This window comes from Bradyrhizobium sp. JR4.3 (assembly GCF_040547695.1).
GTDB lineage: Bacteria > Pseudomonadota > Alphaproteobacteria > Rhizobiales > Xanthobacteraceae > Bradyrhizobium > Bradyrhizobium canariense.
This window is the reverse complement of the sequence record NZ_JBEPQF010000006.1, coordinates 225,399-248,911: the sequence shown is the minus strand read 5'-3', so window position 1 is coordinate 248,911 and position 23,513 is coordinate 225,399. Positions and strand designations below refer to the sequence as shown.

21 protein-coding genes are annotated in these 23,513 nt (G+C 63.9%); 4 read left to right on the top strand and 17 right to left on the bottom strand.

Annotated elements, in window-relative coordinates; translation table 11 throughout:
* Positions 1 to 29 precede the first annotated feature (29 nt).
* The 3 genes from ABIB91_RS13115 to ABIB91_RS13105 form a co-directional block, all read right to left on the bottom strand.
* Positions 30 to 1,727, bottom strand: a complete 1,698-nt coding sequence (locus ABIB91_RS13115) for a GMC family oxidoreductase (RefSeq protein ID WP_354161405.1) — start codon at positions 1,725 to 1,727, stop codon at positions 30 to 32.
* Between the two features lie 422 nt (positions 1,728 to 2,149).
* Complete coding sequence (locus ABIB91_RS13110) at positions 2,150 to 3,709, bottom strand: acyl-CoA carboxylase subunit beta (protein ID WP_354161402.1); 1,560 nt, start codon at positions 3,707 to 3,709, stop codon at positions 2,150 to 2,152.
* Positions 3,639 to 4,613 carry an IclR family transcriptional regulator gene (locus ABIB91_RS13105; protein ID WP_354161399.1) on the bottom strand — a complete coding sequence of 325 codons (975 nt, stop codon included), beginning with the start codon at positions 4,611 to 4,613 and terminating at the stop codon, positions 3,639 to 3,641. The genes ABIB91_RS13110 and ABIB91_RS13105 overlap by 71 nt, the downstream gene beginning before the upstream one ends.
* Before the next feature lie 94 nt (positions 4,614 to 4,707).
* Here ABIB91_RS13105 and ABIB91_RS13100 point away from each other — a divergent pair, with 94 nt between their 5' ends.
* The 4 genes from ABIB91_RS13100 to glsA all read left to right on the top strand — a co-directional run bounded on the left by ABIB91_RS13100 (position 4,708) and on the right by glsA (position 10,442).
* Positions 4,708 to 4,929, top strand: a complete 222-nt coding sequence (locus tag ABIB91_RS13100) for an acyl-CoA carboxylase biotin carboxyl carrier protein subunit (RefSeq protein ID WP_354161396.1) — start codon at positions 4,708 to 4,710, stop codon at positions 4,927 to 4,929.
* Between the two features lie 167 nt (positions 4,930 to 5,096).
* Positions 5,097 to 6,263, top strand: a complete 1,167-nt coding sequence (locus ABIB91_RS13095; protein ID WP_354127907.1) for a TAXI family TRAP transporter solute-binding subunit — start codon at positions 5,097 to 5,099, stop codon at positions 6,261 to 6,263.
* Between the two features lie 233 nt (positions 6,264 to 6,496).
* Positions 6,497 to 8,572, top strand: coding sequence for a TRAP transporter permease (locus ABIB91_RS13090; protein WP_354161393.1), 2,076 nt, complete (start codon positions 6,497 to 6,499; stop codon positions 8,570 to 8,572).
* A 22-nt stretch (positions 8,573 to 8,594) separates the two neighbouring features.
* Positions 8,595 to 10,442: a glutaminase A gene (gene glsA, locus ABIB91_RS13085; RefSeq protein ID WP_354127905.1), complete on the top strand. Its 1,848-nt coding sequence runs from the start codon at positions 8,595 to 8,597 to the stop codon at positions 10,440 to 10,442.
* A gap of 5 nt (positions 10,443 to 10,447) precedes the next feature.
* Here the strand turns inward: glsA and ABIB91_RS13080 are convergent, their stop codons facing one another.
* From ABIB91_RS13080 to ABIB91_RS13015, 14 genes are all read right to left on the bottom strand, one after another.
* Positions 10,448 to 10,750, bottom strand: a complete 303-nt coding sequence (locus ABIB91_RS13080) for a nucleoside triphosphate pyrophosphohydrolase family protein (RefSeq protein WP_007592303.1) — start codon at positions 10,748 to 10,750, stop codon at positions 10,448 to 10,450.
* Between the two features lie 25 nt (positions 10,751 to 10,775).
* A complete protein-coding gene (locus tag ABIB91_RS13075; RefSeq protein ID WP_007592305.1) occupies positions 10,776 to 11,303 on the bottom strand; it encodes a carboxymuconolactone decarboxylase family protein in 528 nt (175 codons plus the stop codon).
* 605 nt (positions 11,304 to 11,908) lie between these two features.
* Positions 11,909 to 12,268, bottom strand: a complete 360-nt coding sequence (locus tag ABIB91_RS13070; RefSeq protein WP_354161388.1) for a Zn-ribbon domain-containing OB-fold protein — start codon at positions 12,266 to 12,268, stop codon at positions 11,909 to 11,911.
* Entirely contained in the window at positions 12,265 to 13,401 is a 1,137-nt protein-coding gene (locus ABIB91_RS13065; protein WP_354161385.1) for a thiolase family protein, read from the bottom strand. Before ABIB91_RS13065 ends, ABIB91_RS13070 begins: the two co-directional genes overlap by 4 nt.
* Positions 13,398 to 14,621, bottom strand: a complete 1,224-nt coding sequence (locus ABIB91_RS13060) for a CaiB/BaiF CoA transferase family protein (RefSeq protein ID WP_354161382.1) — start codon at positions 14,619 to 14,621, stop codon at positions 13,398 to 13,400. Before ABIB91_RS13060 ends, ABIB91_RS13065 begins: the two co-directional genes overlap by 4 nt.
* 121 nt (positions 14,622 to 14,742) lie before the next feature.
* A complete protein-coding gene (locus tag ABIB91_RS13055; RefSeq protein WP_027517389.1) occupies positions 14,743 to 14,949 on the bottom strand; it encodes a hypothetical protein in 207 nt (68 codons plus the stop codon).
* Between the two features lie 129 nt (positions 14,950 to 15,078).
* Positions 15,079 to 16,248, bottom strand: coding sequence for an acetyl-CoA acetyltransferase (locus tag ABIB91_RS13050; RefSeq protein ID WP_027569542.1), 1,170 nt, complete (start codon positions 16,246 to 16,248; stop codon positions 15,079 to 15,081).
* Between the two features lie 59 nt (positions 16,249 to 16,307).
* Complete coding sequence (eda, locus tag ABIB91_RS13045; protein WP_007592316.1) at positions 16,308 to 16,958, bottom strand: bifunctional 4-hydroxy-2-oxoglutarate aldolase/2-dehydro-3-deoxy-phosphogluconate aldolase; 651 nt, start codon at positions 16,956 to 16,958, stop codon at positions 16,308 to 16,310.
* Between the two features lie 13 nt (positions 16,959 to 16,971).
* Positions 16,972 to 17,940, bottom strand: coding sequence for a sugar kinase (locus tag ABIB91_RS13040; RefSeq protein ID WP_354161377.1), 969 nt, complete (start codon positions 17,938 to 17,940; stop codon positions 16,972 to 16,974).
* Positions 17,941 to 17,963: 23 nt separating this feature from the next.
* Positions 17,964 to 18,950 carry a D-erythronate dehydrogenase gene (gene denD, locus ABIB91_RS13035; protein WP_354161374.1) on the bottom strand — a complete coding sequence of 329 codons (987 nt, stop codon included), beginning with the start codon at positions 18,948 to 18,950 and terminating at the stop codon, positions 17,964 to 17,966.
* Between the two features lie 79 nt (positions 18,951 to 19,029).
* Entirely contained in the window at positions 19,030 to 19,905 is an 876-nt protein-coding gene (locus ABIB91_RS13030; RefSeq protein ID WP_007592322.1) for a carbohydrate ABC transporter permease, read from the bottom strand.
* 2 nt (positions 19,906 to 19,907) lie between these two features.
* Entirely contained in the window at positions 19,908 to 20,855 is a 948-nt protein-coding gene (locus ABIB91_RS13025) for a carbohydrate ABC transporter permease (protein WP_354161371.1), read from the bottom strand.
* A gap of 66 nt (positions 20,856 to 20,921) precedes the next feature.
* Entirely contained in the window at positions 20,922 to 22,235 is a 1,314-nt protein-coding gene (locus ABIB91_RS13020; RefSeq protein ID WP_354127903.1) for an ABC transporter substrate-binding protein, read from the bottom strand.
* Between the two features lie 78 nt (positions 22,236 to 22,313).
* The gene (locus ABIB91_RS13015; RefSeq protein WP_007592328.1) at positions 22,314 to 23,375 is read right to left on the bottom strand and encodes an ABC transporter ATP-binding protein; all 1,062 of its coding nucleotides are present in this window, start codon (positions 23,373 to 23,375) and stop codon (positions 22,314 to 22,316) included.
* Positions 23,376 to 23,513: the final 138 nt, after the last annotated feature.

The following is a 23,513-nucleotide window of genomic DNA, read 5'->3' as shown; positions in this document are numbered from 1 at the left end:
CAGTCGCCGGCGCGAAAAGCCATGCCAGCTCACTGCATGATCGCGGCTGCGATCTTCTCCGCCGACATCAGGACCGGAAAATTGGTGTTGGCGCACGGCACCACCGGGAAGATCGAGGCATCGACGACGCGCAGGCCCTGCACGCCTTTGACGCGCCCCTCTGGATCGACCACCGCCATCGGATCGTCAACCCGGCCCATGCGGCACGAGCAGGAGGCGTGCCACACGCCGATGGTCGCCTTGCGCACGAAGGCTTCCAGCGCCTCGTCGTCGTTGATGACGTCGTCGAAGGTGAAGCCCTCGACCACGAAATTGTCGATCATGTAGTGGCGCAGCACTGCCGGTCCGTCCATCAGGGCCGCGGCGATCCTGGTGAGAATCCTGTTTTTGGTGTTGACCACGCCGATCTTGCGCACGCGGTCGGTATAGGAGGCCGGGAACGGCTTGTCCGTCACGGCCCTGACAACGTCGCTCATCTGCACGGCCGCCATCTTGCGGAAACCGCTCATCAGCCGATCGAGGTCGCGCCGGTCGGACAACAGGTTGAACTCGACGATCGGCTCGACGACCGGATCGCGCGAGGCAAGCTTGACCTGTCCGGTCTCGGAATAGGTCTTGTTGACGAATGTCAGCAGCGATCCGATCTGCTCACCGACGGCGTGCCAGGCCGATTTGCTGAGCAGGACGACGAACATATCGCCTTTCGGTACGCCTTGGAGCCCGGACGAGTAACGCAAGCCAAGCTGCATGTGGCGCCTGGTGTGCTCGTTCATCCGCGCGCCGCGGCGGACAAAGGACGACAGCGAGATCGAGGGATGATCCATCAGGCGCTGGCCGACGCCCTGCAGCCCCATCAGCACGGGAACGCCCATGTCCTTGAGGTGACCGACCGGACCGATGCCAGCGCGCAACAGATGCGCCGGCGAATGGATGGCGCCGCTGGAGAGAATGATCTCGCGGGCGCGGAATTCCTGCTCCCGCCCGTCGACCACAGCCTTCACGCCGACGCATTGCGTGCCTTCGAACAGCAATTCCCTGACTTGCGTGTTGGTGGAGATCGTGAGGTTGGCGCGCTTGCGCGTGTCGCGATCGAGATAGCCCATGGCAGCCGAGACGCGTTGCTCGGCCTGGTTCGAGTGCGTCACCGGGAAAAACCCGTCGACGAATTCGCCATTCTGGTCGGGCAGGAACTGATGTCCGGCCTGCTGGAAGGCTTGCGCGAACGCCTGCGAATGCCGCGTCCAGTGCTCCCTGGGGATTCGGCGGACCGGGATCCGGCCGTCCTTGCCGTGGTAGGGACCGTCGAAATCGAGGTCGCGCTCGACCTTCTTGAAGAAGGGCAGCACATCGTTCCAGCTCCACCCCGCAGCGCCGCGCGCGTCCCATTCGTCGTAGTCGGTCGGCGCGCCGCGGTTGGCCATCTGGCCGTTGATCGAGGAGCCGCCGCCAAGCACGCGTGCCTGCTCGTATTTGCGTAAGGGCGGACGTCCTTCGTTCGGATTGTTGTGGCTGACGATCTGGGTCGTGACCTTGAGCTCGGTCCAGTGGAAGCGCGGATCGAAATAGGCCGTCCCCGGATAGCTGTCCCTGATCTCGGCCGGCTCGTCTCCGGGCGGTGTGTCCTGTCCCGCCTCGCAGAGCAGGACCTTGTTGGCGCTCCTCGCCGAGAGCCGGTGGGCCAGCACGGACCCCGCCGAGCCGCCGCCCACGATAATGAAGTCGTACACGATTGGCGCTTCCCTTGTTCTTGCCCGGGAAGCGTAGCGCGTTATTGTTTTGAGGTCACGTCATCGCTGCCACGGCAAAGCGCGAGCACAGATGCCGGCGACGCCGAAGGCACCGCCCGGCGGCAGGCATCCGCCGTCCGGTCAGCAGGTGACGAGGGCGCGAACCCAGGGCGCTTTACGGCTTCCTCACGAAGCCCGCGCGCAACCGCTCGGCAAACCAGACTACAAAAATTGCAGCGAACGACAGACAGAAAAATATAGCCGTCCAAAGCAGCGCGTTACCCGCATTTGTCATGACGTCTCTCCCTCGTTCCAAACGAGACGCTTGCAGACAATGGGACGCGTGGCGTTGCGCTAGATCAATTTTGCCCAATCGCAATTGGGCTGAGGTCGGCATCCGCGGCTCGCAGGGGCCGCTGAAGCTACGGCCTGATCGAAAAATTCCCCGGCGGCCCTGGCTTTCGCAATGGCTCCGCCAGCCGCGCGAACTCGCACAGCAGCGACCGCGTCTTCCTGGGATCGATGATCTCTTCGACCCAGAATTTTTCGGCGGAGCGGAACGGCGAGCGCAGCTTGTTAAGGCGGTCCTCGATCTCTTTCAGTTTCTCCGCCTTGTCTTCGGCCGCGTCGATGTCCGCGCGGTAGGCGGCTTCGATGCCGCCTTCCAGTGGGAGCGAGCCCCAATAGGCCGACGGCCAGGCGTAGCGGATCGAGAAGCGGTCGGCCGGCTGATGCACCACGCCGGCGACGCCGAAGGCATTGCGCAGGATCACCGTGCACCAGGGCACCGTGGTCTGGTTGACCGCGGCCATGGCGCGAACGCCATGGCGGATGGTGCCCGCCTTCTCCGCATCGAGCCCGATCATGAAGCCGGGGCAGTCCATGAGATAGACGATCGGCAAATGGAAGGTCTCGGCGAAGTCGACCCAGCGGACCACCTTCTGGCAGGCGTCCGCCGTCCAGGAGCCGCCATAGTGAAAGCTGTCACTGGCAAGCACCATCACCGCCCTGCCCTCGAGCCGCGCGAGGCCGACAATGATCGGCTTGCCGAAATTCTTGCCGACCTCGAAAAACGAGCCCTTGTCCACGACCTGTTCGACGATCGGCCGTATCTTGTAGACCTGCTTGCGATTACGTGGCACTGCGCTCATCAGCGCCTCTTCGGTGCGCTCCGGATTGTCGGTGCAGGGCAAGGTCGGCGGCAGCCCGTCAACCGACGACGGCAGATAGGACAGGAACCGCCGCGCGCAGGCAAAGGCCTCCTCCTCGGTTTCGACGGCATGATCGACCGCGCCGGCGCGGGTCTGGATGTCGGCGCCGCCGAGCTCTTCCTTCGAGAGGTCCTGCCCCAGCGCCTTCACCACCGGCGGGCCTGCGACGAACATCGCGGACTTCCGGGTCATGATGGAATAGTGGCTGGCGGCAAGACGCGCGGCACCGAGCCCTGCGACCGAGCCGAGGCCGAGCGCGACCACGGGCACGCGCGACAAATTCTCCGTTGTGAAGCGATACCAGCGTGTGCCGCCGATGCCACCCGGCAAGTTCGCCGCGCCCTTGGTCTCGATGGTCTTGACCGAGCCGCCGCCGCCGGAGCCTTCGATGATGCGGACGATGGGCAGCCGGAGATCATGCGCCATCTCCTCCGCCATCAGCGGTTTTGCGGAGATGGACGCGTCCGCCGAGCCGCCGCGCACGGTGAAATCGTCGCCGACCACAATGACGGTGCGGCCTTCGACGCGCGCGCGGCCGAACACGCAGTTCGCCGGCGTCAATTTCTGCAACTCGCCGCTGGAATCGTATTCGCCGACGCCGGAGACGGCGCCGATCTCGTGAAAGCTGCCTTTGTCGGTCAGTCTGTCGATACGTTCCCGAACAGTCAGTCGGCCCTGGTCATGCTGACGCTTGACCTTGTCAACGCCGCCCATCTCCCGCGCGAAGGCTTCGCGCCGGGCGAGCTCGTCGAGTTCCGGCTTCCAGTTCATTCACTCCCTCCGAATTGATCGGCTTGTTATTGTTGTGCATGGCCATGGCGACCGGTTTGCGCGGGATGCGGGCGTTGAAGACGTCGCCCTCTGCGCCATCCATCAGGCTGCCGAGCGAACGGCCGAGCGCGACCATCAACGGGGCGACTTCGGCATGCAGACGCTGCTCGTCATACATCGCCGAGAGCAGACCGATCGTGATGACAACGAAGGTCTGGTACTGCGGCGACCAGATCGGCACCGCGAGCCCGTTGATGTGCGGGCTCCACAAGCCGCAGGCCACGACATAGCCGCGCTCATGCAGCGACTGCCGGTTGGCCTCGATGCGGGGCTTGAGGATCTTTGCAGCCTCGGGAGCTTCCCGCTCCATGTCCGCGATGAAGGCATCGCCGACCTCGGGCGCCAATGCCGCGGTGTAGGCTGCGCCCGCAGCAGTGGAGGCCATCGAGATTCGGCTGCCGGTGCCCTCGTGCAGGCCCAGTGCAGTCGCCGAACGCGCGAACTGGAGATAGACCAGATGGAAGCGATCGGGGACGACGAAGCCGACCGTGCCGGGCAATTGCTCAGCGACTTCCTGGAGCCGCTGACGGATCATGCTGCGCAGCTGCGCGCCCTTCATCATCGAGGCGCTCATCGCCACAGCGCTTGGACCGATGCGGTATTTCTGATCGCGCGGCAGGTACACGAGCTGACCCATCCGCGTTAGCGTGTGCGTGAGCCGCGACACGGTCGAGCGCGGCAGGCCGCAGCGGTTTGAAATTTCGAGATTGCCGAGCCTGCTATCGTGGCCCTCGAAGCATCGCAACACGTCGAACGCGCGCGACACCACCTGGATGACATCACCCTCACCGGCTTCGCCAGCGAGCGCACCTTGCCTACTCAACCGCTCTGAACGTCGTCCCATGATCCCTACCGCTTGTTCCGCTGTGCGGAATTAAATTCCGCTTGCAGAAGAAACTACCTCAGGCATTTTGCGACCACAAGAAGAAGGCGATGGCATGCCAGAGATTAAGATCGTCACGGAGATCGCGGGTCGCATCTGCTCAACTCCCGTGCAAGTTGGAGGAACCGTTGCGGATGGTGATGAGATTGTGGTGGTCGAAGCGATGAAGATGGAGATCCCTGTGCTTTCTCCTGCGAGCGGCGAGATCACATCGCTTCTGGTGAAGCTCGACGACGTCGTTGCCGAGGGACAGACGATCGCGATCGTCGCGAACTGACTGCATTACCCGTCGTTTCCGCGACATTCTGTCAGCCTCATTGCTGCGTTCGCGGTACGCCGTTGCCATCGCCTGATCGCGATGACATGATCCGTTTCAAACAAAAACCTGTTTCAAACAAAGAAAGAAAATCGTCGCGGCAAACGCGAGGATCATTGGAGGGAAACATGCGTCGTGGGCTGGTCATGCTCGCGCCTGCCTTGGTCGCGGGCCTTTCTTTTGCGTCTACACGCTATGCAGCCGCCGAAGACATCAAGCTGCCGGCGACATTGACGTTCACGGCCTATGACACCGGCACCGCCGGCTTCAACATCGCGGTCGGCGTCGGCAAAATGATGAAGGACAAATACTCAACCGACGTGCGCGTGCTCCCCGCAGGCAACGACGTCGCGCGTCTCGCGCCGTTGCGCGCCAAGCGCGCGGTTTCTTCCGCGATGGGATCGGGTACCTATTTCGCGCAGGAAGGCGTGTTCGAGTTCGGCTCCAGGGAATGGGGCCCGCAACCGCTCCAGATCATGCTCTCATCCGTCGACTGCAATTGCGGCACGCTCGGCGTGGCCGCGGACACAGGCGTGAAGGAGCTCAAGGACCTCAAGGGAAAGCGCGTCGGCTTCGTCGTCGGCTCGCCGGCTCTGAACCAGAACTCGCTCGCGGTGCTCGCCTTCGCCGGCCTGACGCAGAAGGACGTCAAGGTCGTCGAGTTCGCAAGCTACGGCGCGATGTGGAAGGGCCTGATCAACAACGACACCGACGCAGCCTTCGGCACCACCATCACCGGCCCCGCCAAGGAAGCCGAGACCTCGCCGCGCGGCCTGATCTGGCCGCCGCTGCCCGCCAAGGACAAGGAAGGCTGGGCGCGGATGCAGAAGGTCGGCTCGTTCTTCTTCCCGCAGACCGCGACCTGCGGCGCCGGCATCTCGCCGGACAAACCGATCGAGCTCGGCAACTACCCCTACCCGATTTTCGTCGCCTACGCCTCGCAAGCCCCCGACCAGGTCTATGCGATCACCAAAGCGATGATCGTGAACTACGATTCCTACAAGGACGCCGCACCCGGCGCCGGCGGGCTTGCGGCCGATCGCCAGACCAAGAACTGGGTGGTGCCGGTGCATCCCGGCGCGGTAAAGGCGCTGAAGGAAGCCGGGCAATGGAGCGACGCGCAGGACACGCACAACAACAGACTGATCAAGCGCCAGGAGGTGCTTGGCGCAGCGTGGACCGACTACGGAAAGTCCAACCCGCCTGCGGATGACAAGGCGTTTCTCGACGGCTGGATGAAAGCGCGTGCCGCAGCGCTTGCGAAGGCCGACATGCCGAACGGGTTCGAGGAATAATTTCGCGATGGGCCTGATGGTTGCCACGCGCGAGCTGCGCTCCCTCTCCCGCTTGCGGGAGAGGGTTGGGGAGAGGGTGCCTCAACGTTGGGATTCCCCCAGAGGAGAGAGCCCTCACCCGCGCCTTCGGCGCAACCTCTCCCGCAAGCGGGAGAGGTTGAGGAGCCCACGGCCCGACCGCTTCAACCCATTCGCATTCGTCAGCACTTAGCAACCCACGCGCGGGGTCGATCATGTCGTCTGCTTCAGAGTCCACCGCTCCGCAGGACGAGGCCAAGCGGATCGTGTTCGACGATCCGCATGGCGCCGCCGCCAACATGCAGGAAGCGGAGGTCACGCGCGTGCGAAGCTTGCGCGGCGCGTGGCGCTGGACGCTCGTCGTCGCGACCGCCGCGACCATCCTGCTCTGCATCAACCAGCAATTCTCGCTGCGCTTCTTCGTCGGCTACACCCAGCTCAACACGGAGTATTTCTATCTCCTGATCGCCCTGATGCTGCCGTTCACGTTCCTGATCTTCCCGGGAACCCCGCGCGCGCCGCTCGACCGCATTCCCTGGTACGACCTTCTCTGCTTCGTCGTAACTTTTGCCGCGGCGCTGCTGCTGATGTTGAACGTGCGCAAAGCCGCGGAGGCCGGCTGGGAATTCGGCGGCGCGCCGAACAGCGTGACCGCGGCGGGTCTCGTGATGTGGGTGATGCTGATGGAGGCGCTGCGGCGGACCGGGGGCTGGAGCCTGCTACTGAGCGTGCTCCCCTTCACCGTCTATCCGCTGTTCGCGGAATCCAGCTGGCTCGGGCCGTTCCGCGGCACACAATCGACGCTGGAGCAGGCGACCGCCTATCACGTGCTGTCGGGCGAGAGCCTGCTCGGCATTCCCATCCAGGCGTTTGCCGACACCGTGATCGGCTTCCTGGTATTCGGCACGGCGCTGATGATGACCGGCGCCGGAAAGTTCTTCATCAATCTCGCCTTCGCGCTGTGCGGCACCTTCCGCGGCGGCGCGGCGAAGGTCTGCATCTTCGCCAGCGGCCTGCTCGGCATGATGTCGGGCTCGATCATCTCCAACGTGCTCACCGCCGGCACCATGACCATTCCGGTGATGAAGAAGAGCGGCTTCCGCGCCTCCTACGCCGGCGCGATCGAGGCGTGTGCCTCGACCGGCGCGGTGCTGGCTCCGCCGGTGATGGGTGCGACCGCCTTCGTGATCGCGCAGTTCCTCAATGTCAGCTACGCCGATGTCGCGATCGCGGCCATCATTCCCGCCGCGCTCTATTACGTCGGCTTGTTCATGCAGGTCGACTCCTACGCCGCACGACACGGGCTGAAGGGCATTCCGCGCGCGGAGCTGCCGCGGGTCATGGATACAATCAAGGACGGCTGGTACTACGTCTTCGTCATCGCGCTGCTGATCGTGATGCTGCTCTACTTCAAGCGCGAGAGCCATGCGCCGTTCTACGCTACCGCCCTGCTTCTGGTCCTCAACCAGCTGTTCTCGAAGGACACGCGCTGGACTGTCGCGACCATCGGCAAATTCCTCGAGGTCAACGGCCGCACCTTCGTCGAGCTTGTCGGCATCCTCGCCGGCTGCGGCCTGCTGATCGGCGCCTTCTCGATGACAGGCGTGGTGTCGAGCCTTGCCAACGACCTGCTGCGCATTGCCGGTGACAATCCGTTCCTGCTGCTCGGCATGTGCGCCCTCACCAGCCTGATCCTCGGCCTCGGGTTGACCACGACGGCCTGCTACATCTTCCTCGCCATCCTGGTCGCACCGGCGCTGGAGAAACTCGGGCTGAACAAGATGGCCGTGCACATGTTCATCTTCTACTGGGGCATGCTGTCGTCGATCACCCCGCCGGTCGCGATCGCCTCGTTCGCGGCCGCAGGCATTGCCGGTTCGCCGGCGATGAAGACGGGCTGGGAATCGATGTGGGTCGGCAGCATCATCTATTTCATCCCGTTCTTCTTCGTGCTCAATCCCGCGCTGGTGCTGCAGGGGCCGAGCCCCTATCTCGCCGGTCTCGGGCTGATGGCGCTCGCGGCGTTCGGCACGCTGTTCATCTGCGGCGGCATTCAGGGCTACCAGCCCTTCGTTGGCGATCTCCGCGGCGCCGGTGCGCTGGAATGGCCGATCCGCGTACTGCTGGTGATCGGCGGGTTCGTGGTGGCCACCCCCGGCGGCGGCATCATGCCGCTGTCGCAGATGCAGGTGACGCTGCTCGGCCTCGCCATCCTCGTCCCCACGGTTTTGCTCGCCCTGCTGCTGGTCCGGCGGCAGACCATGGTGCCGGACGGGTTGCGCGTGCCCTGATTGCGTTGCACAAAGAGAGGCGATGAAACAGCTTTCGCCTCTCGCCACCGCCTGGACCCGCTCCAAGCCGCCTTTGCTGCGGTTTCTGGACAATTGCCTCAGCGAATTCTCGGCGGAGACCTCGGGCGCGGTCGCCGACTACATTCCCGAGCTCGGCAAGGCCGATCCTGCCTGTTTCGGCATCAGCCTCGCGACCCTGGACGGTCATGTCTACGAGGTCGGCGACTCCAGGGCGCCCTTCACCATCCAGTCGATGTCAAAGCCGTTCGTGTTCGCACTCGCGCTGGACCTGCTCGGCGCAAACAGGGTCGAGAGCGCGATCGGCGTCGAGCCTTCAGGCGATCCCTTCAACTCGATCCGGCTCAACTCGGAGAACCATCCGTTCAACCCGATGGTCAATGCCGGCGCGATCGCCTGCACGGGGCTGATCCACGACAGCAAGGGTACGGACGCCTTCGAGCAAATTCGCCTCGCGCTCAGTCGTTTTGCCGGCCGCGACCTCGCCGTCGACGAGGCCGTCTACGCTTCCGAAAGCCAGACCGGCGACCGCAACCGCGCCATCGGCTATCTCCTCAAGACCAACGCGGTGATCTCGGACAATGTCGCTGCCGTGCTCGACGTCTATTTCCGGCAATGCGCGGTGCTGGTCACCGCGCGCGACATCGCGGTGATGGCGGCAACGCTCGCCAACCGCGGCGTCAACCCGGTCACAGGCGAGCAGGTGCTGACGCCTTACGCAATCTCGCGCACGCTGTCGGTGATGACGTCGTCGGGCATGTACGACTATGCCGGCGAATGGATCTACCGGATCGGCATCCCCGCCAAGAGCGGCGTCGGCGGCGGAATTCTCGCAGCCCTCCCCGCGCGCCTCGGGCTCGGCAGCTATTCGCCAAGGCTCGACAAGCATGGCAACAGCGTGCGCGGCATCAAGGTCTGCGAGGCGCTGTCCTCGCACTACGATTTGCACATGCTCAACCGCAGTGACGATGCGCGCAATGCCGTCATCGCCGATTACGACATCGGCAAGAGCCCGTCGCGGCGCGTGCGCCGCCCACAGGAGCGCGATATTCTCGCGGCGCATGAGCAGGAGGTGCGGATCATCGAGCTGGTCGGCACACTGTCGCTGTCGGCGGTCGACTATGTCTCGCGCCGCCTTGCGGGCCGGCCGCGGCCGCAATTCGTGATCTTCGATCTCCACCGCGTCACCTCCACCACCCGCGCCGGGGCGCGGCTGGTAGCCGAAGCGTTCGAGGAGCTGGCGGCGCTGAATGTGACCGTCGTACTGTCCGGCGTCAGGCGCGCCTCCAAGGAATGGGACAGCCTGCGGGAATGGACCGCCGAGCTCAAGAACGTCCGCGACTTCTATTTGCTCGACACCGCGATCGAATGGGCCGAAGACCAGATCATCTATCGGTACGGAGGCTCGATCGATTTCCACGAGACCACCGAGCTTGCCGAACAGCCGCTGCTGGCCGGCATGAGCGAGGAAGAGCTGACCGACCTCGCCTCGATCTGCACGATCCGGACCTATCAATCCGGGACAAAGATCCTCACCACGGGCGATCCCGCCGATGCTCTGTTCTTCCTGCGCAGCGGCGCCGTGCATGTCACGCTGCCCGACGGCGTGCGGCTGGCGACGCTCACCGCCGGCATGGCCTTCGGCGAAATGGCCCTGATCGAGACCACTCGCTCCGCCGACGTGTTCGTGGACATGGCGGCGACCGCGTTCGAAGCGCCCCTGAAAGCGTTCGAGCGCTTCCGCAAGCAGCACCCGCACGCCAGCGAACGCATCATGCGCAATCTTGCGCAGCTTCTCGCCGACCGTCTGATCGTCGCCAACGCCAGGGTGGATATCTTGACCTCGACCTGAGCGGCCTAGCGGCCCGCCGCCTCACTGATCCGCCGATTGATCTTGGCCGCACTCGCCTTGAGCAATTCGGACGGCTGCTGGCCGGTCGCTGCGCATAGGCAGGCCCAGTAATAGATGACATCGCCGAGCTCTTCGACGAGGCCTGCCTGGTCGAGCCAGTCATCGCGCAGCAGCTTCTTGATGTGCTCGGCGACCTCGCCGGATTCGCCGGCGAGACCGAGGCCCAGATAGGACAGCCGTTCGTTGGACGGATGCTCATCGACTTTTGCAACGGTGGCGGCCCAGGCCGCATATTCATCGATCGTCATCGGCATCCCTCGCCGCGGCTTTGGATCAGCCAACCACTTCCGTGACCGGCTGAAGATCGATCTCAAACGTCTCCAAAAACTTTGACGTCATGATGTAGAAGCCGACCGAAAGCTGCAACTCGACGAGTGCGGCGGGTGTCAGCTTCGATGCGATCGCGTTGAAGATCGCCGCGGTCGGCTTGTTCAATTTCACGATCTCGTCGGTGAAGGCGAGCGCGGCACGCTGCACCTCGTCGAAGCACTTGGCGTCCTGCCAGTTCTCGAGCGCTTCGTTCTGCTCGTCGGTGACGCCGACATTCTTGCCGATGCGTTTGTGCGCGACGATCTCGTACGGCGCCTCGCACAAAATTCCGGTGCGGGTGATCGCGAGTTCGCGCACGATAGGATCGAGCTCGCCCTTGTGACGGATGGCGCCGCCGAGCCGGCAGTACTGCTCGAAATAGCTCGGCGAATGCGACATCATCCGGAAGATGTTGGCGTTGCGGTTCTTGTCGAGGATCTCGCGGGTGCGGTCGGATGCCTTGGACGGGTCGCTGTAGTTGATGCGGGCCATGATTTTCCTGAAGTTTTTCCCTAAGCCTTTAATGCTTTTTGTCGTTAGCGGCGAAAGTTCCACGAAACTGTATTCTTGCGCGTCCGCAGGAGCAACAACATCGAGTCAAAATGCCGCCGCATTGCTGAACGACCTTGGTACAGTCGATATTCGCCGCGTGGGGACTTGATCGCGGCGGATACTCGCAAGGGGTGTTCCGAGTAAAAACAATTGGCCGTTGGGCGCTAACCGCGCATCGATGAGTCACGCCCAAGTCTAGGGAGAAAATGGCATGAAGGAAGCCACCAAGGGGGCGGCCTCGGAGGCGCTCGCGCATATGCTGGCGGTGATGGCGATGCTCGTCATCGCCAGCATCCTGTTCTACGGGCGCTAGTTAAGAGTCGGGTGAGAGCTTTCGTCATTCCGGGGTGGCCCTCGCACAGGCCAGGCCCAGAATTCCCGTTCCAGGCTCGGTCTCTCAGGACCGCCCCCGAATGACGAATCCCACCGCTGGCTTTGCAGTAGCCCGGATGGAGCGAAGCGCAATCGGGAAAGTCTATCGGTGAGGTGAAAATTCCGGATTTCGCTGCGCTCCATCCGGGCTACATTCGAGCATCCAAATTTCACTATCCATCTTTGGCGAAGAACGGCACCAGCCTGCCAGCGAACGGTTTGAAGCTCGCACTGACCTCATCGCCGATGGCGAGATCATTCTCACCATGCGCCATCATGCGAAAACCCTCGGCGCAATCGACCAGCAGGATGTTGAAGGGCACGTGCGACCGCGTCTCAGGCGTCGCGGCGCGGCAGACCAGCGACGTCGCGTAGACCCTGCCCTTGCCGCTGGCACGCTGCTCGTGCGGATCGGGCGCACCGCAGGCGGCGCAGAAGGCGCGATGGAAATACTGCACATGGCTGCAGGAGGTGCAGGTCTGAAAGGTGATGACTTGCACACCTTGGGTCCAATCCGCGATTCGCTCGCTCATCGCACCCGCTCCAGGAACATGCTGACGTGAGACGACAGCACGCCGCCGTCGCCGTGCAGGAGCGCGATCGAGGCGTCACGCACTTGACGATTCGTCGCCCGCCCCGTCATCTGCAGATGCGTTTCGACAAGATGCGCCATCGCGCCACCGACGCCGCAATGACCGTAGCTGAGCAGGCCGCCATGGGTGTTCAGCGGCATCGCGCCGTCGCGGCTGAAATGGCCTGCGCGCACGCGCGCGGCTGCCTCGCCCCGGCCAGCAAGGCCAAGGTCTTCCAGCAGCATCGCGAGCGTGATCGTAAAGCTGTCATAGATCGCGGCGTAGCGCACGTCCGAAATCGCGAGGCCGGTGGCCTCCTTGGCGTGGGCGACGGAGATCTCGGCGCCGAGCTCGCTCAGGGCGGGCGCTGCAGTGACGTGCTGATGGGTATGGGCCTGGGCACAGCCGCGAATGCGCACGCCGGCCTCTCCGGTCCGCTCGCGGCTAACGACGAAGGCTGCGCCGCCGTCGGACACCGGGCAGCAATCGAGCAGCTTCAGCGGCATCGCCACCGGCTTCGAGGCCATGACGTCGGCGACCTCGATGCGATCTTGGAATTGCGCACCGGGATGAGTGCAGGCGTGGGTGCGCATCAGCACCGCGAATTCGGCAAGGTCTTCTTCCGTCACGCCGTATTCGTGCATGTACCTGTTCGCGACCAAGCCGTAATAGGCGGGAATCGTCGGTCCGAGCGGCACTTCGTAATCGGGATGGCCGACCTGCGCCAGCGCCTGGATCGAAGCATCGCGGCTCTGCCCGGTGAGACGGTTCTCGCCTGCGACGACGAGCACATTGCGGGCGACGCCTGCTTCGACGAGATGATGGGCGAGCATGGTCATCGCGAGCCCGGTCGCGCCGCCGACCTGGACGGCATGGGCGTAACTGGGGCGGATGCCAAAATGCTCGGCAAAGACGGTCGCCAGCATGATGTGCGGCGAAACGGTGGAGTAGCCGCAGAGGATGCCGTCGATCTCGGCGCGCTCGAGCCCGGCATCGTCGAGCGCGGCCTGCGCGGCCTTACTCATCAGGTCCAGCGAGGACGAGCCTTCGTGCTTGCCGAAAGGCGTGAGGCCGACGCCGGTGATAAAGCTCATGGGCGCACCAGTGCATCGTCATTCCGGGGCGGCGAACGGGTGACGCCATCGCGGACCATGGCGTCGATCTCGTCGGCGGAATAGCCGGTCTCACGCAGGATTTCCGCGCCGTGCTCGTTGAGCTGCGGCGCGAGCCGCACCGGTTCGGCCTCGGTCTCGGACCAGGTCGCCGTCACCCTCATGCTCCGGATCGGCCCTTCTGTTGGATGGTTCACCACCGGGAAAAAGTTGGTCGCCTCCAGATGCTCATCATGCAGCATCGACGCGAGGTCGTGCATCGGCATCACGGGCACATCGGCCTTGGTCAGCAGGTCGATCCATTCCTCGGTGCTGCGCGTCTCGAAGATGCGCGCGAGCTCGGCATAGACGACGTCGATATTGGCGGCGCGGCCGGCGAATGTCGCGAACATCGCGTCGGCCCGCAGGTCGTCGCGTCCCGTCGCCTTGAAGAAGTTCTCCCACTGCTTGTCGTTGTAGACGATGACGCTGAGATAACCGTCCGAGGTCTTGTAGGGCCGGCGGTCGCGCGAGAGGTGGCGGGCGTAACCGCCCTTATCGAGCGGGGGCTCGTAGGTGAGCCCGCCCATGTGGTCGCCCATGACGAATCCGGCCATGGTCTCGAACATCGGGATGTCGACGCGCTGGCCGCGTCCGGTGCGGTCGCGGTGCACGAGGCTGGCACAGATCGCGCCCACGGCGGTCAAGCCTACGATGCGATCGACCAGTGCGTTCGGCACGTAGCGCGGCACGCCGTCACCGGTCTGCGCCATCAAGGCCGGCAGCGCGGTGGCGCCCTGGATCAGATCGTCATAGGCGGGTTTTGCCGCATACGGCCCGTCCTGGCCGAAGCCGAACACGCCGGCATAGACCAGACGCGGATTGATCTTGGCAACAACGTCATAGCCGAGTTGAAGCCGCGCCATTGCCTGCGGGCGGACGTTGTAGACGAGAACGTCGGCGTCTTTCAGCAAGCGCAGCACCGCCTCGCGGCCGGCGGGCTTCTTCAGGTCGAGGCAGATCGAGCGCTTGCTGCGGTTGGTGTTGAGGAACACCGGGCCCATGCCGGCGTGCCGCATCGGACCGATCAGGCGCGTGACGTCGCCGTCCAGAGATTCCACCTTGATGACGTCTGCGCCGTAGTCACCGAGCATCTGGGTCGCATAGGGACCCATCAGCACGGTGGTCATGTCGACGACCTTGATGCCCTTCAGCGGCCCCATCGTTCACTCCCGATTGCGCGGGCTCAAGTGAGCCCTGCGATTTCGGTCCAGCTAACGGCAGCGGCGGCGCGTACGCAAGGGCAGCCGGCGTATGGCCGCATGCGCCGCCGGCGAAAGGTGGCTATTTCTTCTGGCGGGATTCGCGAATCTTGAGGAGACGGTCGAGCTCCTCATTCTGCTGGTTGATGCGATCCGCGATCCGCGACTCGTTCTGCTCACCCGAGGCCGCCGCGGCCTGCTCGATGAGCTGGCGGATATTGTCCTCGAGAATCGCGATGCGATCGTTGAGTGCGTCCATCGACAGCGAATCTTCGTAGTCATTGCTCATGATGCATGTCCCGCGAATCAATCAGTGCCGTAGGGTGGGCAAAGCGAAGCGTGCCCACCATGATCTAGCGCAAACAAGATGGTGGGCACGGCGCTGGCTGCGCCTTTGCCCACCCTACAAGGTCGGAGCTTACTTCAGCGGCTCCAGCACGGAGACGTAGTTGGCAACCGCCGCACCGCCCATGTTGAAGATGCCGCCGAGTTTTGCATTCTTGAGCTGCATGCCCTCGGGCGCTTGGCCGGCGAGCTGCATCGCGGTCATCACGTGCATGGAGACGCCGGTGGCGCCGATCGGATGGCCCTTGGCCTTCAGGCCGCCGGACGGATTGACCGGGAGCTTGCCGTCCTTGAGCGTCCAGCCTTCCTTGATGGCGCGGGCGCCCTGCCCCCTCGGCGTCAGCCCCATCGCTTCGTACTCGATCAGCTCGGCGACGGTGAAGCAGTCATGGGTCTCGACGAAGGAGAGATCCGACAGTGTAACGCCCGCCTTCTCCAGCGCGCGCTGCCAGGCGACCGTGCAGCCCTCGAACTGGAGGATGTCGCGCTTGGACATCGGCAGGAAATCCTGGGCGTGCGCGGTGGCGCGGAAGCCGATCGACTTGCTCATGCCCTTGGCGGTTTCCGCGTCGGCCAGCACCAGGGCAGCGGCACCGTCCGAGACCAGCGAGCAATCGGTGCGCTTCAGGGGCCCGGCAACGTAGGGGTTCTTCTCGCTCTCGGCGCGGCAGAACTCGAAGCCAAAGTCCTTGCGCATCTGGGCGAAGGGATTGGCGACACCGTTCTTGTGGTTCTTGGCCGCGATCAGCGCCAGTGCGTCGGACTGGTCGCCGTATTTCTGGAAATAGGAGCTGGCGATCTTGCCGAACACGCCGGCGAAGCCGCCGACGGTGTCGCCGTCCTCGGGCAGATAGGACGCCTTGAGCAGGTTCTTGCCGATCTCCGGCCCCGGCGTGCGCGTCATCTGTTCGACGCCGACAACGAGAACAATCCTGGCCGCGCCGGCCGCGATCGCGCGCACGCCCTGATGGACGGCGGCGGAGCCGGTGGCGCAGGCGTTCTCGACCCGGGTCGCCGGCTTGAAGCGCAGCTTCGGGTCGGCCTGGAGCACCAGCGAGGCGGTAAAATCCTGCGGCGAGAAGCCGGCGTTGAAATGGCCGAGCACGATCTCGTCGACATCGCCAGCCGAAATGCCGGCATCCGCCAGCGCCTCATTGGCGACCTTCACCACAAGGCTTTCCACGGTCTCGGTGTCGAACTTGCCGAACGGCGTATGCGCCCATCCGACGATGCTGGCGGTCATGGTCTTTCTCCCTGGCGGTCTCTTGCTGACCTAAGTCTTAGCTCAGGGATGGCAAGACTTCACGCGGGTTTAAGCGCCTGGAGGGTGCGCTGGCAGATGGCAGTTATGCCGGCCCAGTTCCCGGCCCTGATCTCCGCCGTCGGGCACAGCCAGGAACCGCCGACCGCGACCACATTGGGCTCCGCGAGCCAGGTTGCCGCATTGGCCTCGCCGACCCCGCCGGTCGGGCAGAACCGCACGTTCGGGAACGGCCCACCCAGAGAGCGCAGCCCCTTGATGCCGCCAGCCTGCTCGGCCGGGAAAAATTTTGCGATGTCGAAGCCGTAGGACAGCGCCATCATCAGCTCGGACGCCGTGGCGATACCGGGCGCAAACGGCAAGGAGCTATGGGTGGCGGCCTTCAACAGGTCCGGGGTCAAGCCGGGGCTGATGCCGAACGCAACACCGAGCTTCTCGACACGCGTGAAGTCGGCCGGATTGAGAATCGTGCCGATGCCGACGATCGCCTCGGGCACCTCGGCCATCATCGCCCTCGCCGCCTCGATCGCAACGGGGGTACGCATGGTCACCTCCAGCGTGCGGACGCCGCCGGCGACCAGCGCACGCGCCAGCGGCACAGCATCCTGGATACGCTCGATGGTGAGGACGGGAATGACGGTCGCGGCCTTGAACAGCGCGGCGAGGTGGTTCTGTTGGGCAGTCGTGGTCATCTTGGCTTTCGTTTCACTTGGTCGCTTGACGCGTGGTCGCCGGCCGGTGCCGTTTCTTCGGTGGCATGGCATAACCCGGAATGATGGCGCCGGAATAGCAGATCACGAGGCTGGCGAGGCGGTGCCCGGCCTGGGCGGCCTCGACCGGGTCGGAACCGGCGAGCCGTGCCGCGATATAGGCCGCCGCAAAGCTGTCGCCGGCCGCGGTGGTGTCGACCACGGGCTTGGTCATGGGCTCGGCGCGGACCTCGTAGGGGCCCCCGGGAAAACGCAGCAGGCTGACCGGCTCGGCGAGCCGGAACACCAGCTCAGGGCTCGGGATGCGCGCCATCAACTGCTCGTGGCTCTCGCCGGGATAGAGAGCGAGCAGATCCTCGGTCGAGGTCAGCACGATGTCGGCAGCCGCGAAAGCAGCCGAAAACACCTCGCGCGCGACATCGCGATCCGGCCATCCGCGCGCGCGGAAATTGGTGTCGAACACGAAGCGGGTGCCGAGCAGGCGCGCACGCTTGATCGCCGCGAACAGGCGCTCGCGCCCGGCCGCGTCGTAGATCGAGAGCGTGATCGCAGAGAGATAGACGATGTCGTAGCTCATCAGGGAGTTGAGGAGATCGTCCGTCTCCGGCAGATTCATCAGCTGGCGCGCCGCCGCACTGTCGCGCCAGTGGAAGAACTGGCGCTCGCCCTTCGCATCCAGCTGGATCATGTAGAGGCCGGGCAGCTTGCCCGGCAGCCGCGCGACGCGCCTCGTGCCGACGCCCTCCGCAGTCCAGGCCGCGATCATCTCATCGCTCAGGGCATCGTCGCCGAGCGCGGTGAGATAGTCGACCTTGACCTCGAGCCGCGCGAGGTACACGGCCGTGTTGAGAGTATCGCCGCCGAATCCACGCGAGTAGAGGCCGCCACCCTGCCCGCCGGATTGTCCACCCTGGGCCTGCCGGAGCTCGACCATGCATTCGCCGATGCAAGCAACGCTCGCCATCACTTTACCCGCTCAGTCAGAGATCACGCGACGAAATTGCCGCCGAGCTCGTCTTCGATGTGAATGCGGATGATGTCGTCGAAAGTCTTCTCAGCGGTGGTGAAGCCGAGCTCGAGCGACCGCTTTGCATTGAAGTTGCGCGGCCAGCCGCCGACGATGCCGACGATGAAAGGATCTGGCTCCCGCTTGATGCGGGCGGCGACCTTGTCGCCGGCGACGCGTTTCAGCGCAGCGATCTGCTCGCCAACCGTCGCCGACAGGCCCGGCATGGTCAAATTGCGGCGCGGCCCCACCGCGGCGAGGTCCATGGTGCCGGCATGCAGCAGGAAGCCGACGGCTGAGCGCGGCGTGGCATGCCAATGGCGGACGTCTTCGGACACGGGAAGGACCGCTTCCTTGCCGGCCAGCGGCTCGCGCAGGATGTTGGAGAAGAAGCCCGATGCCGCCTTGTTGGGCAGGCCGGGCCTGATGCAGATGGTCGGCAGGCGGATGCCGATGCCGTCGAGGAAGCCGCGGCGGGAATAGTCGGCCAGCAGCAGTTCGCCAATCGCCTTCTGCGTACCGTAGCTCAGAAGCGGCGTGTGGAAGAACTCGTCGCCGATCGCATCCGGGAACGGCGCGCCGAACACCGCGATCGAGGACGTGAAGACCACGCGCGGCTTGTAGCCGCCGCCTGCGAGCCTGACGGCATCGAGCAGCATCCGCGTGCCGTCGAGATTGATGCGGTAGCCCTTGTCGAAATCGAGCTCGGCTTCGCCCGAGACGATCGCGGCGAGATGAAAGATCACGTCCGGACGGCCGGCGATCAGCTTTTCGGCCGCACCCGGCATGGCGAAATCGCTCGACACCGTCTCGATGGCAAAACCGGCTTTTTCCGGCGCCTTCGGCTCGACCACGTCATGCATGGTCAGCTTGGTGATGTCGCTCTTGCCAAGCCGGCCGTCGCGCAACAACCGTTCGCACAATTTGCGGCCGACCATGCCGGCGGCGCCCAGAACCAGAATGTGCAAGAGCCTACTCCTTTTTATTGGCCGGAACGCGCCGATTTCGGCGATTCGTCCTGGCGCGCTCTCAAGGCAGGCCCCGCGATCATTCCTTCACGGCGCCGGTCATCGCCGACACATAATACTCCACGAAGAAGGAATAAAGGATAACTACGGGAACCGAGCCGGTCAGGGCCGCCGCCATCAGCGCGCCCCAATGGTAGACGTCGCCATTGACGAGCTCGGTGATCGCGCCGACGGGGATCGTCTTGTTCTCGGACGACGAGATGAAGGTCAGCGCGTAGATGAACTCGTTCCAGGATAGCGTGAAGGCGAAGATGCCCGCCGAGATCACGCCCGGCAGCGAAAGCGGCAGCGTGATCTTCATCAGAATCTGCAGCCGCGTCGCCCCGTCGATCAGCGCACACTCCTCCAGCTCATAGGGAATGGTGCGGAAATAACCCATCAGGAGCCAGGTGCAGAACGGGATCAGGAAGGTCGGATAGGTCAGGATCAGCGCCAGGTTGCCGTCGAACAGCCCGAGCTGAAACACGATCGCCGCCAGCGGAATGAACAGGATCGAGGGCGGCACGAGATAGCCGAGGAAGATCGCAAGGCCGACATAGCGCGAGCCCTTGTAGCGCAGGCGTTCGATCGCGTACGCGGCGCAGACGCTGGCGAACAGCGAGATGAAGGTCGAGGACACCGAGACGATCACGGTGTTCCACATCCAGAGCGGATAGTCGGTGTCGAAGAACAGCTTCTTGATGTGCTCCAGCGTCGGATGCACGATCCAGAACGGATTGTACTTTTCGTAGTCGTACATCTCCGCGTCCGGCTTGAACGTCGCGACCGCCATCCAGTAGAACGGGAATAGCAGGAAGAAGATGATCAGGCCGAGCGGAAGGTAGACGCGAAAAAACTTCCGCGGAAAACTTTCCAGATAGTCCATTCCGACGCTTTGGTCGTCCGCTGTGGTCATGGTCAGTCCCTCCCGCCCTGCTGCCAGCGGGAACGCTGAAGCCCGAAAAAGCTGAGCAGGATCGCCGCGACCAGGAACGGAATCATCGCGTTCGAGATCGCCGCGCCCTCGCCCAGATTGCCGCCGGTGATGGCGCGCTGGAACGACAGCGTCGCCATCAGATGGGTGGAGTTGATCGGCCCGCCCCGCGTGATGGTGTAGATGAGCTGGAAGTCCGTGAAGGTCATCAGCACCGAGAACGTCATCACGACCGCGATGATCGGCGACAGCATCGGCAGCGTGATGTGGCGGAAGCGCTGCAGATTGGTGGCGCCGTCGAGATTGGCGGCCTCATAGAGCGAGGGCGAGATGGTCTGAAGTCCCGCCAGCAGCGTGATCGCCACGAAAGGAACGCCGCGCCAGATATTGGCGGCGACCACCGACCAGCGCGCATTCCAGGGATCGCCAAGGAAATCGATATAGCGTGTGATCAGGCCGGCCTTGATCAACACCCAGGAGATGATCGAGAACTGGCTGTCATAGATCCACCAGAACGCGATCGCAGAGAGCACCGTGGGCACGACGAAGGGCAACAGCACGATTGCCCGGATCATCGACTTCATCGGCAGCCGCTCGTTCAGCAGCAGCGCCAAATAGAGACCGATGGCGAATTTCACCGCGCTGGCAGCGACCGTGTAGAAGATGGTGTTGAACACCGACAGCCAGAACACCGAGTCCTTCGAGAGCGAGACGAAATTCTGGAAGCCGATGTAGCGCCCGGCACCGCCGATCTTGGTGTCGGTCATGCCGAGCCAGAAGCCGAGCGCCAGCGGGTAAGCCAGAAACAGAATGAGGATGGCGATCGCCGGCACCATGAACATCGCGCCGAGGAAATGCCGGCTCTCGAATGCTCTGGTCCACAGGCTGCTGCGCTTGGCCTGCGCGACAGTGGACTCGGCCATAACTGCCATGTCGGATTCCCCTCGACGAAAAGTCGCGGCGTCCGGCGAACCGGACGCCGTGCAGATTGGAGCTGATCAGACCTGGTAGTAGCGCTTGGCGCGCTCGGCTGCGCGTGCGGCTGCCGCCTTCGGCGTCACGGAGCCCGACGCCGCCTCGGCGAACATGTCGACGACGACGAAGTCGCCCATCACGGCGGCTGAGGCATAGCCGAGATCGCCGGCATAGCCGTTATCGCGGCAGCGCTTCAGGCAGTCGCGATACGGCGTGATCTTCGGATCCGACGTCCACACCGGGTTGTCGTTGTAGGCCGGAAGCGGCGGCGACACGTAGCCGTTGGAAGAGACCTCCCAGGCGTCGTAGTTCGCCTTGTCCATCATGAACTTGATGTATTCCTTGACCGCCTTCGGATACTTCGAGTGCTTGTAGCCGTAATAGACGAGTACGTTCTGCTGCTCGGTCGACACGCCCACGGGCCCGATCGGCATCGGCGCGTGGTTCATGTCCTTGGCGATCTCCTGCTGCTTCGGGTCGGTCGAGTTCTTTCCGACGGTCCAGATCGAGATGCCGTTCAGCGTCAGGCTAAGCTCGCCGTTGAGGAACGCCTTGTTGTTGTTCGAGTCGTTCCACGACAGCACGCCGGGGATGAAGGTCTCATAGAGCTGCTTGACGTATTCGAGCGCGGCGATCGTCTCCGGCGAGTCGATCACGACCTCGTTCTTCTCGTTGACGACCTTGCCGCCGAAGGCCCACAGCGCCCACTGGCACCAACCGTTGGCGTCACCCGTGGCGTGGCCGAGCGCGAAGCCGGCCGGCGTGTTGTTCTTCTTCAGCGCCTGGCAGAGCTTGAGGAAGCCGGCGGTGTCCTTGGGAAATTCATCGAAGCCGGCGGCCTTCACGTGACTGACGCGGTAGTTGAGGCAGCCGCCGGTCGCGCCCTGCGGAATGGCGATCCAGCTGTTGCCCTTCTTGCCGTAGCGTTCAGCAACCGGATACCAGCCGCCATATTGCGCGCCGAGATAGTCGGCGACGTCAGTCATGTCGATCAGCTTTTCCGGGAACTTGTGGGGATCATCGAGCGTGCCGATGATCAGGTCGGGACCGGCGCCGACATTGGCGGCGACCGCGGCTTTCGGGCGGATGTCCTCCCAGCTCTCGGCCTCGAGCTTGACCTTGACGCCGGTCTTCTCGGAAAACGCCTTGGTCTGCTCGGCGAATTTGTCGAACTCGGCCTGAATGAACTGCTTCCAGCGCAGCACGCGGATGGAGGCGTTCGCCTCGGGCGTGTTGGTCCACTCCGCCGCGCGCACCGGGACGATGCCCGGGCCGGCCAGCAGCGCCGCGCCGCCCAGACCGACTTTAAGCACACTTCGCCTGTCGAAATCGCTCATCGTTCTCTCCCTAAATTTTATATTTGTATTGGGTCGTCTTTTATTGGGCAGTTCTGCTTGGGCAGTTCTTCGGCGTCGCTACACGCGTTTGCCCGTCGCCTCGTCGAACAGATGAATTACGGAAGGATCGGGCTTCAGCTTGACCTTGTCACCCGGGTTGAACTGGTGACGTTCGCGGAAGACCGCGACGACCTGCTCACCACCGAGCTTCGCAAACACCTGCGTTTCCGAGCCGGTCGGCTCGACCACGACGATCTCGGCATCGGCGCCGTCGTCAGCGATGGTGAAATGCTCTGGGCGTACGCCGTAAACGACAGGACGCCCGTCGGACGCCGCCGGCGCGTTCCTGAGCGGCAGCTTCACGCCATTCGGCCCCTCGAAGGTCGCAACGCCGTTGACGCGCACATGCCCCTTCAGGAAGTTCATGGACGGCGAGCCGATAAAGCCGGCGACGAACTGGTTCTCGGGCTTGTCGTAGAGCTCGAGCGGCGTACCCATCTGCTCGACGATGCCGTCATGCATGACGACGATCTTGTCGGCCATGGTCATGGCCTCGATCTGATCGTGGGTGACGTAGACCGTCGTGGTCTTCAGCCGCTGGTGCAGCTCCTTGATCTCGGTGCGCATCGCGACGCGCAGCTTGGCGTCGAGGTTCGACAAGGGCTCGTCGAACAGGAAGACCTGCGGGTCGCGCACGATGGCGCGGCCCATGGCGACGCGCTGGCGCTGGCCGCCGGAGAGCTGGCGCGGATAGCGTTCGAGCAGCGGCGACAGTGCCAGGATCTCGGCGGCGCGCTTGACGCGCTTGTTGATCTCTTCGGTGCTTTCGCCCCGCAGCTTCATCGAGAAGCCCATGTTCTCGCCGACCGTCATGTGCGGATAGAGCGCGTAGTTCTGGAACACCATCGCAATGTCCCGCTCCTTGGGCTGGACATTGTTGACGACGCGGTCGCCGATCGAGATCGTGCCAGAGGTGATGTTCTCGAGACCGGCAAGCATGCGCAGAAGCGTCGACTTGCCGCAGCCGGAGGGACCAACCAGGACAACGAACTGGCCGTCCTCGATCGGAATCGAAACGCCGTGCAGGACTTCAAAATTGCCGAACGATTTCCGCACGTCGCGGATTTGCACAGACGACATCTAGCTCCCTCCTCGAAAGTCCACGACGCATCTCGCGCCGCGACCGTCTTGTTTTTTCAGACTTCACCGAACGAAGCCCGACCTTAGCGGGCGACATTGTCGGCAGTTTGTGCGGTTTTGGCAATTTGTCTTTGGTTA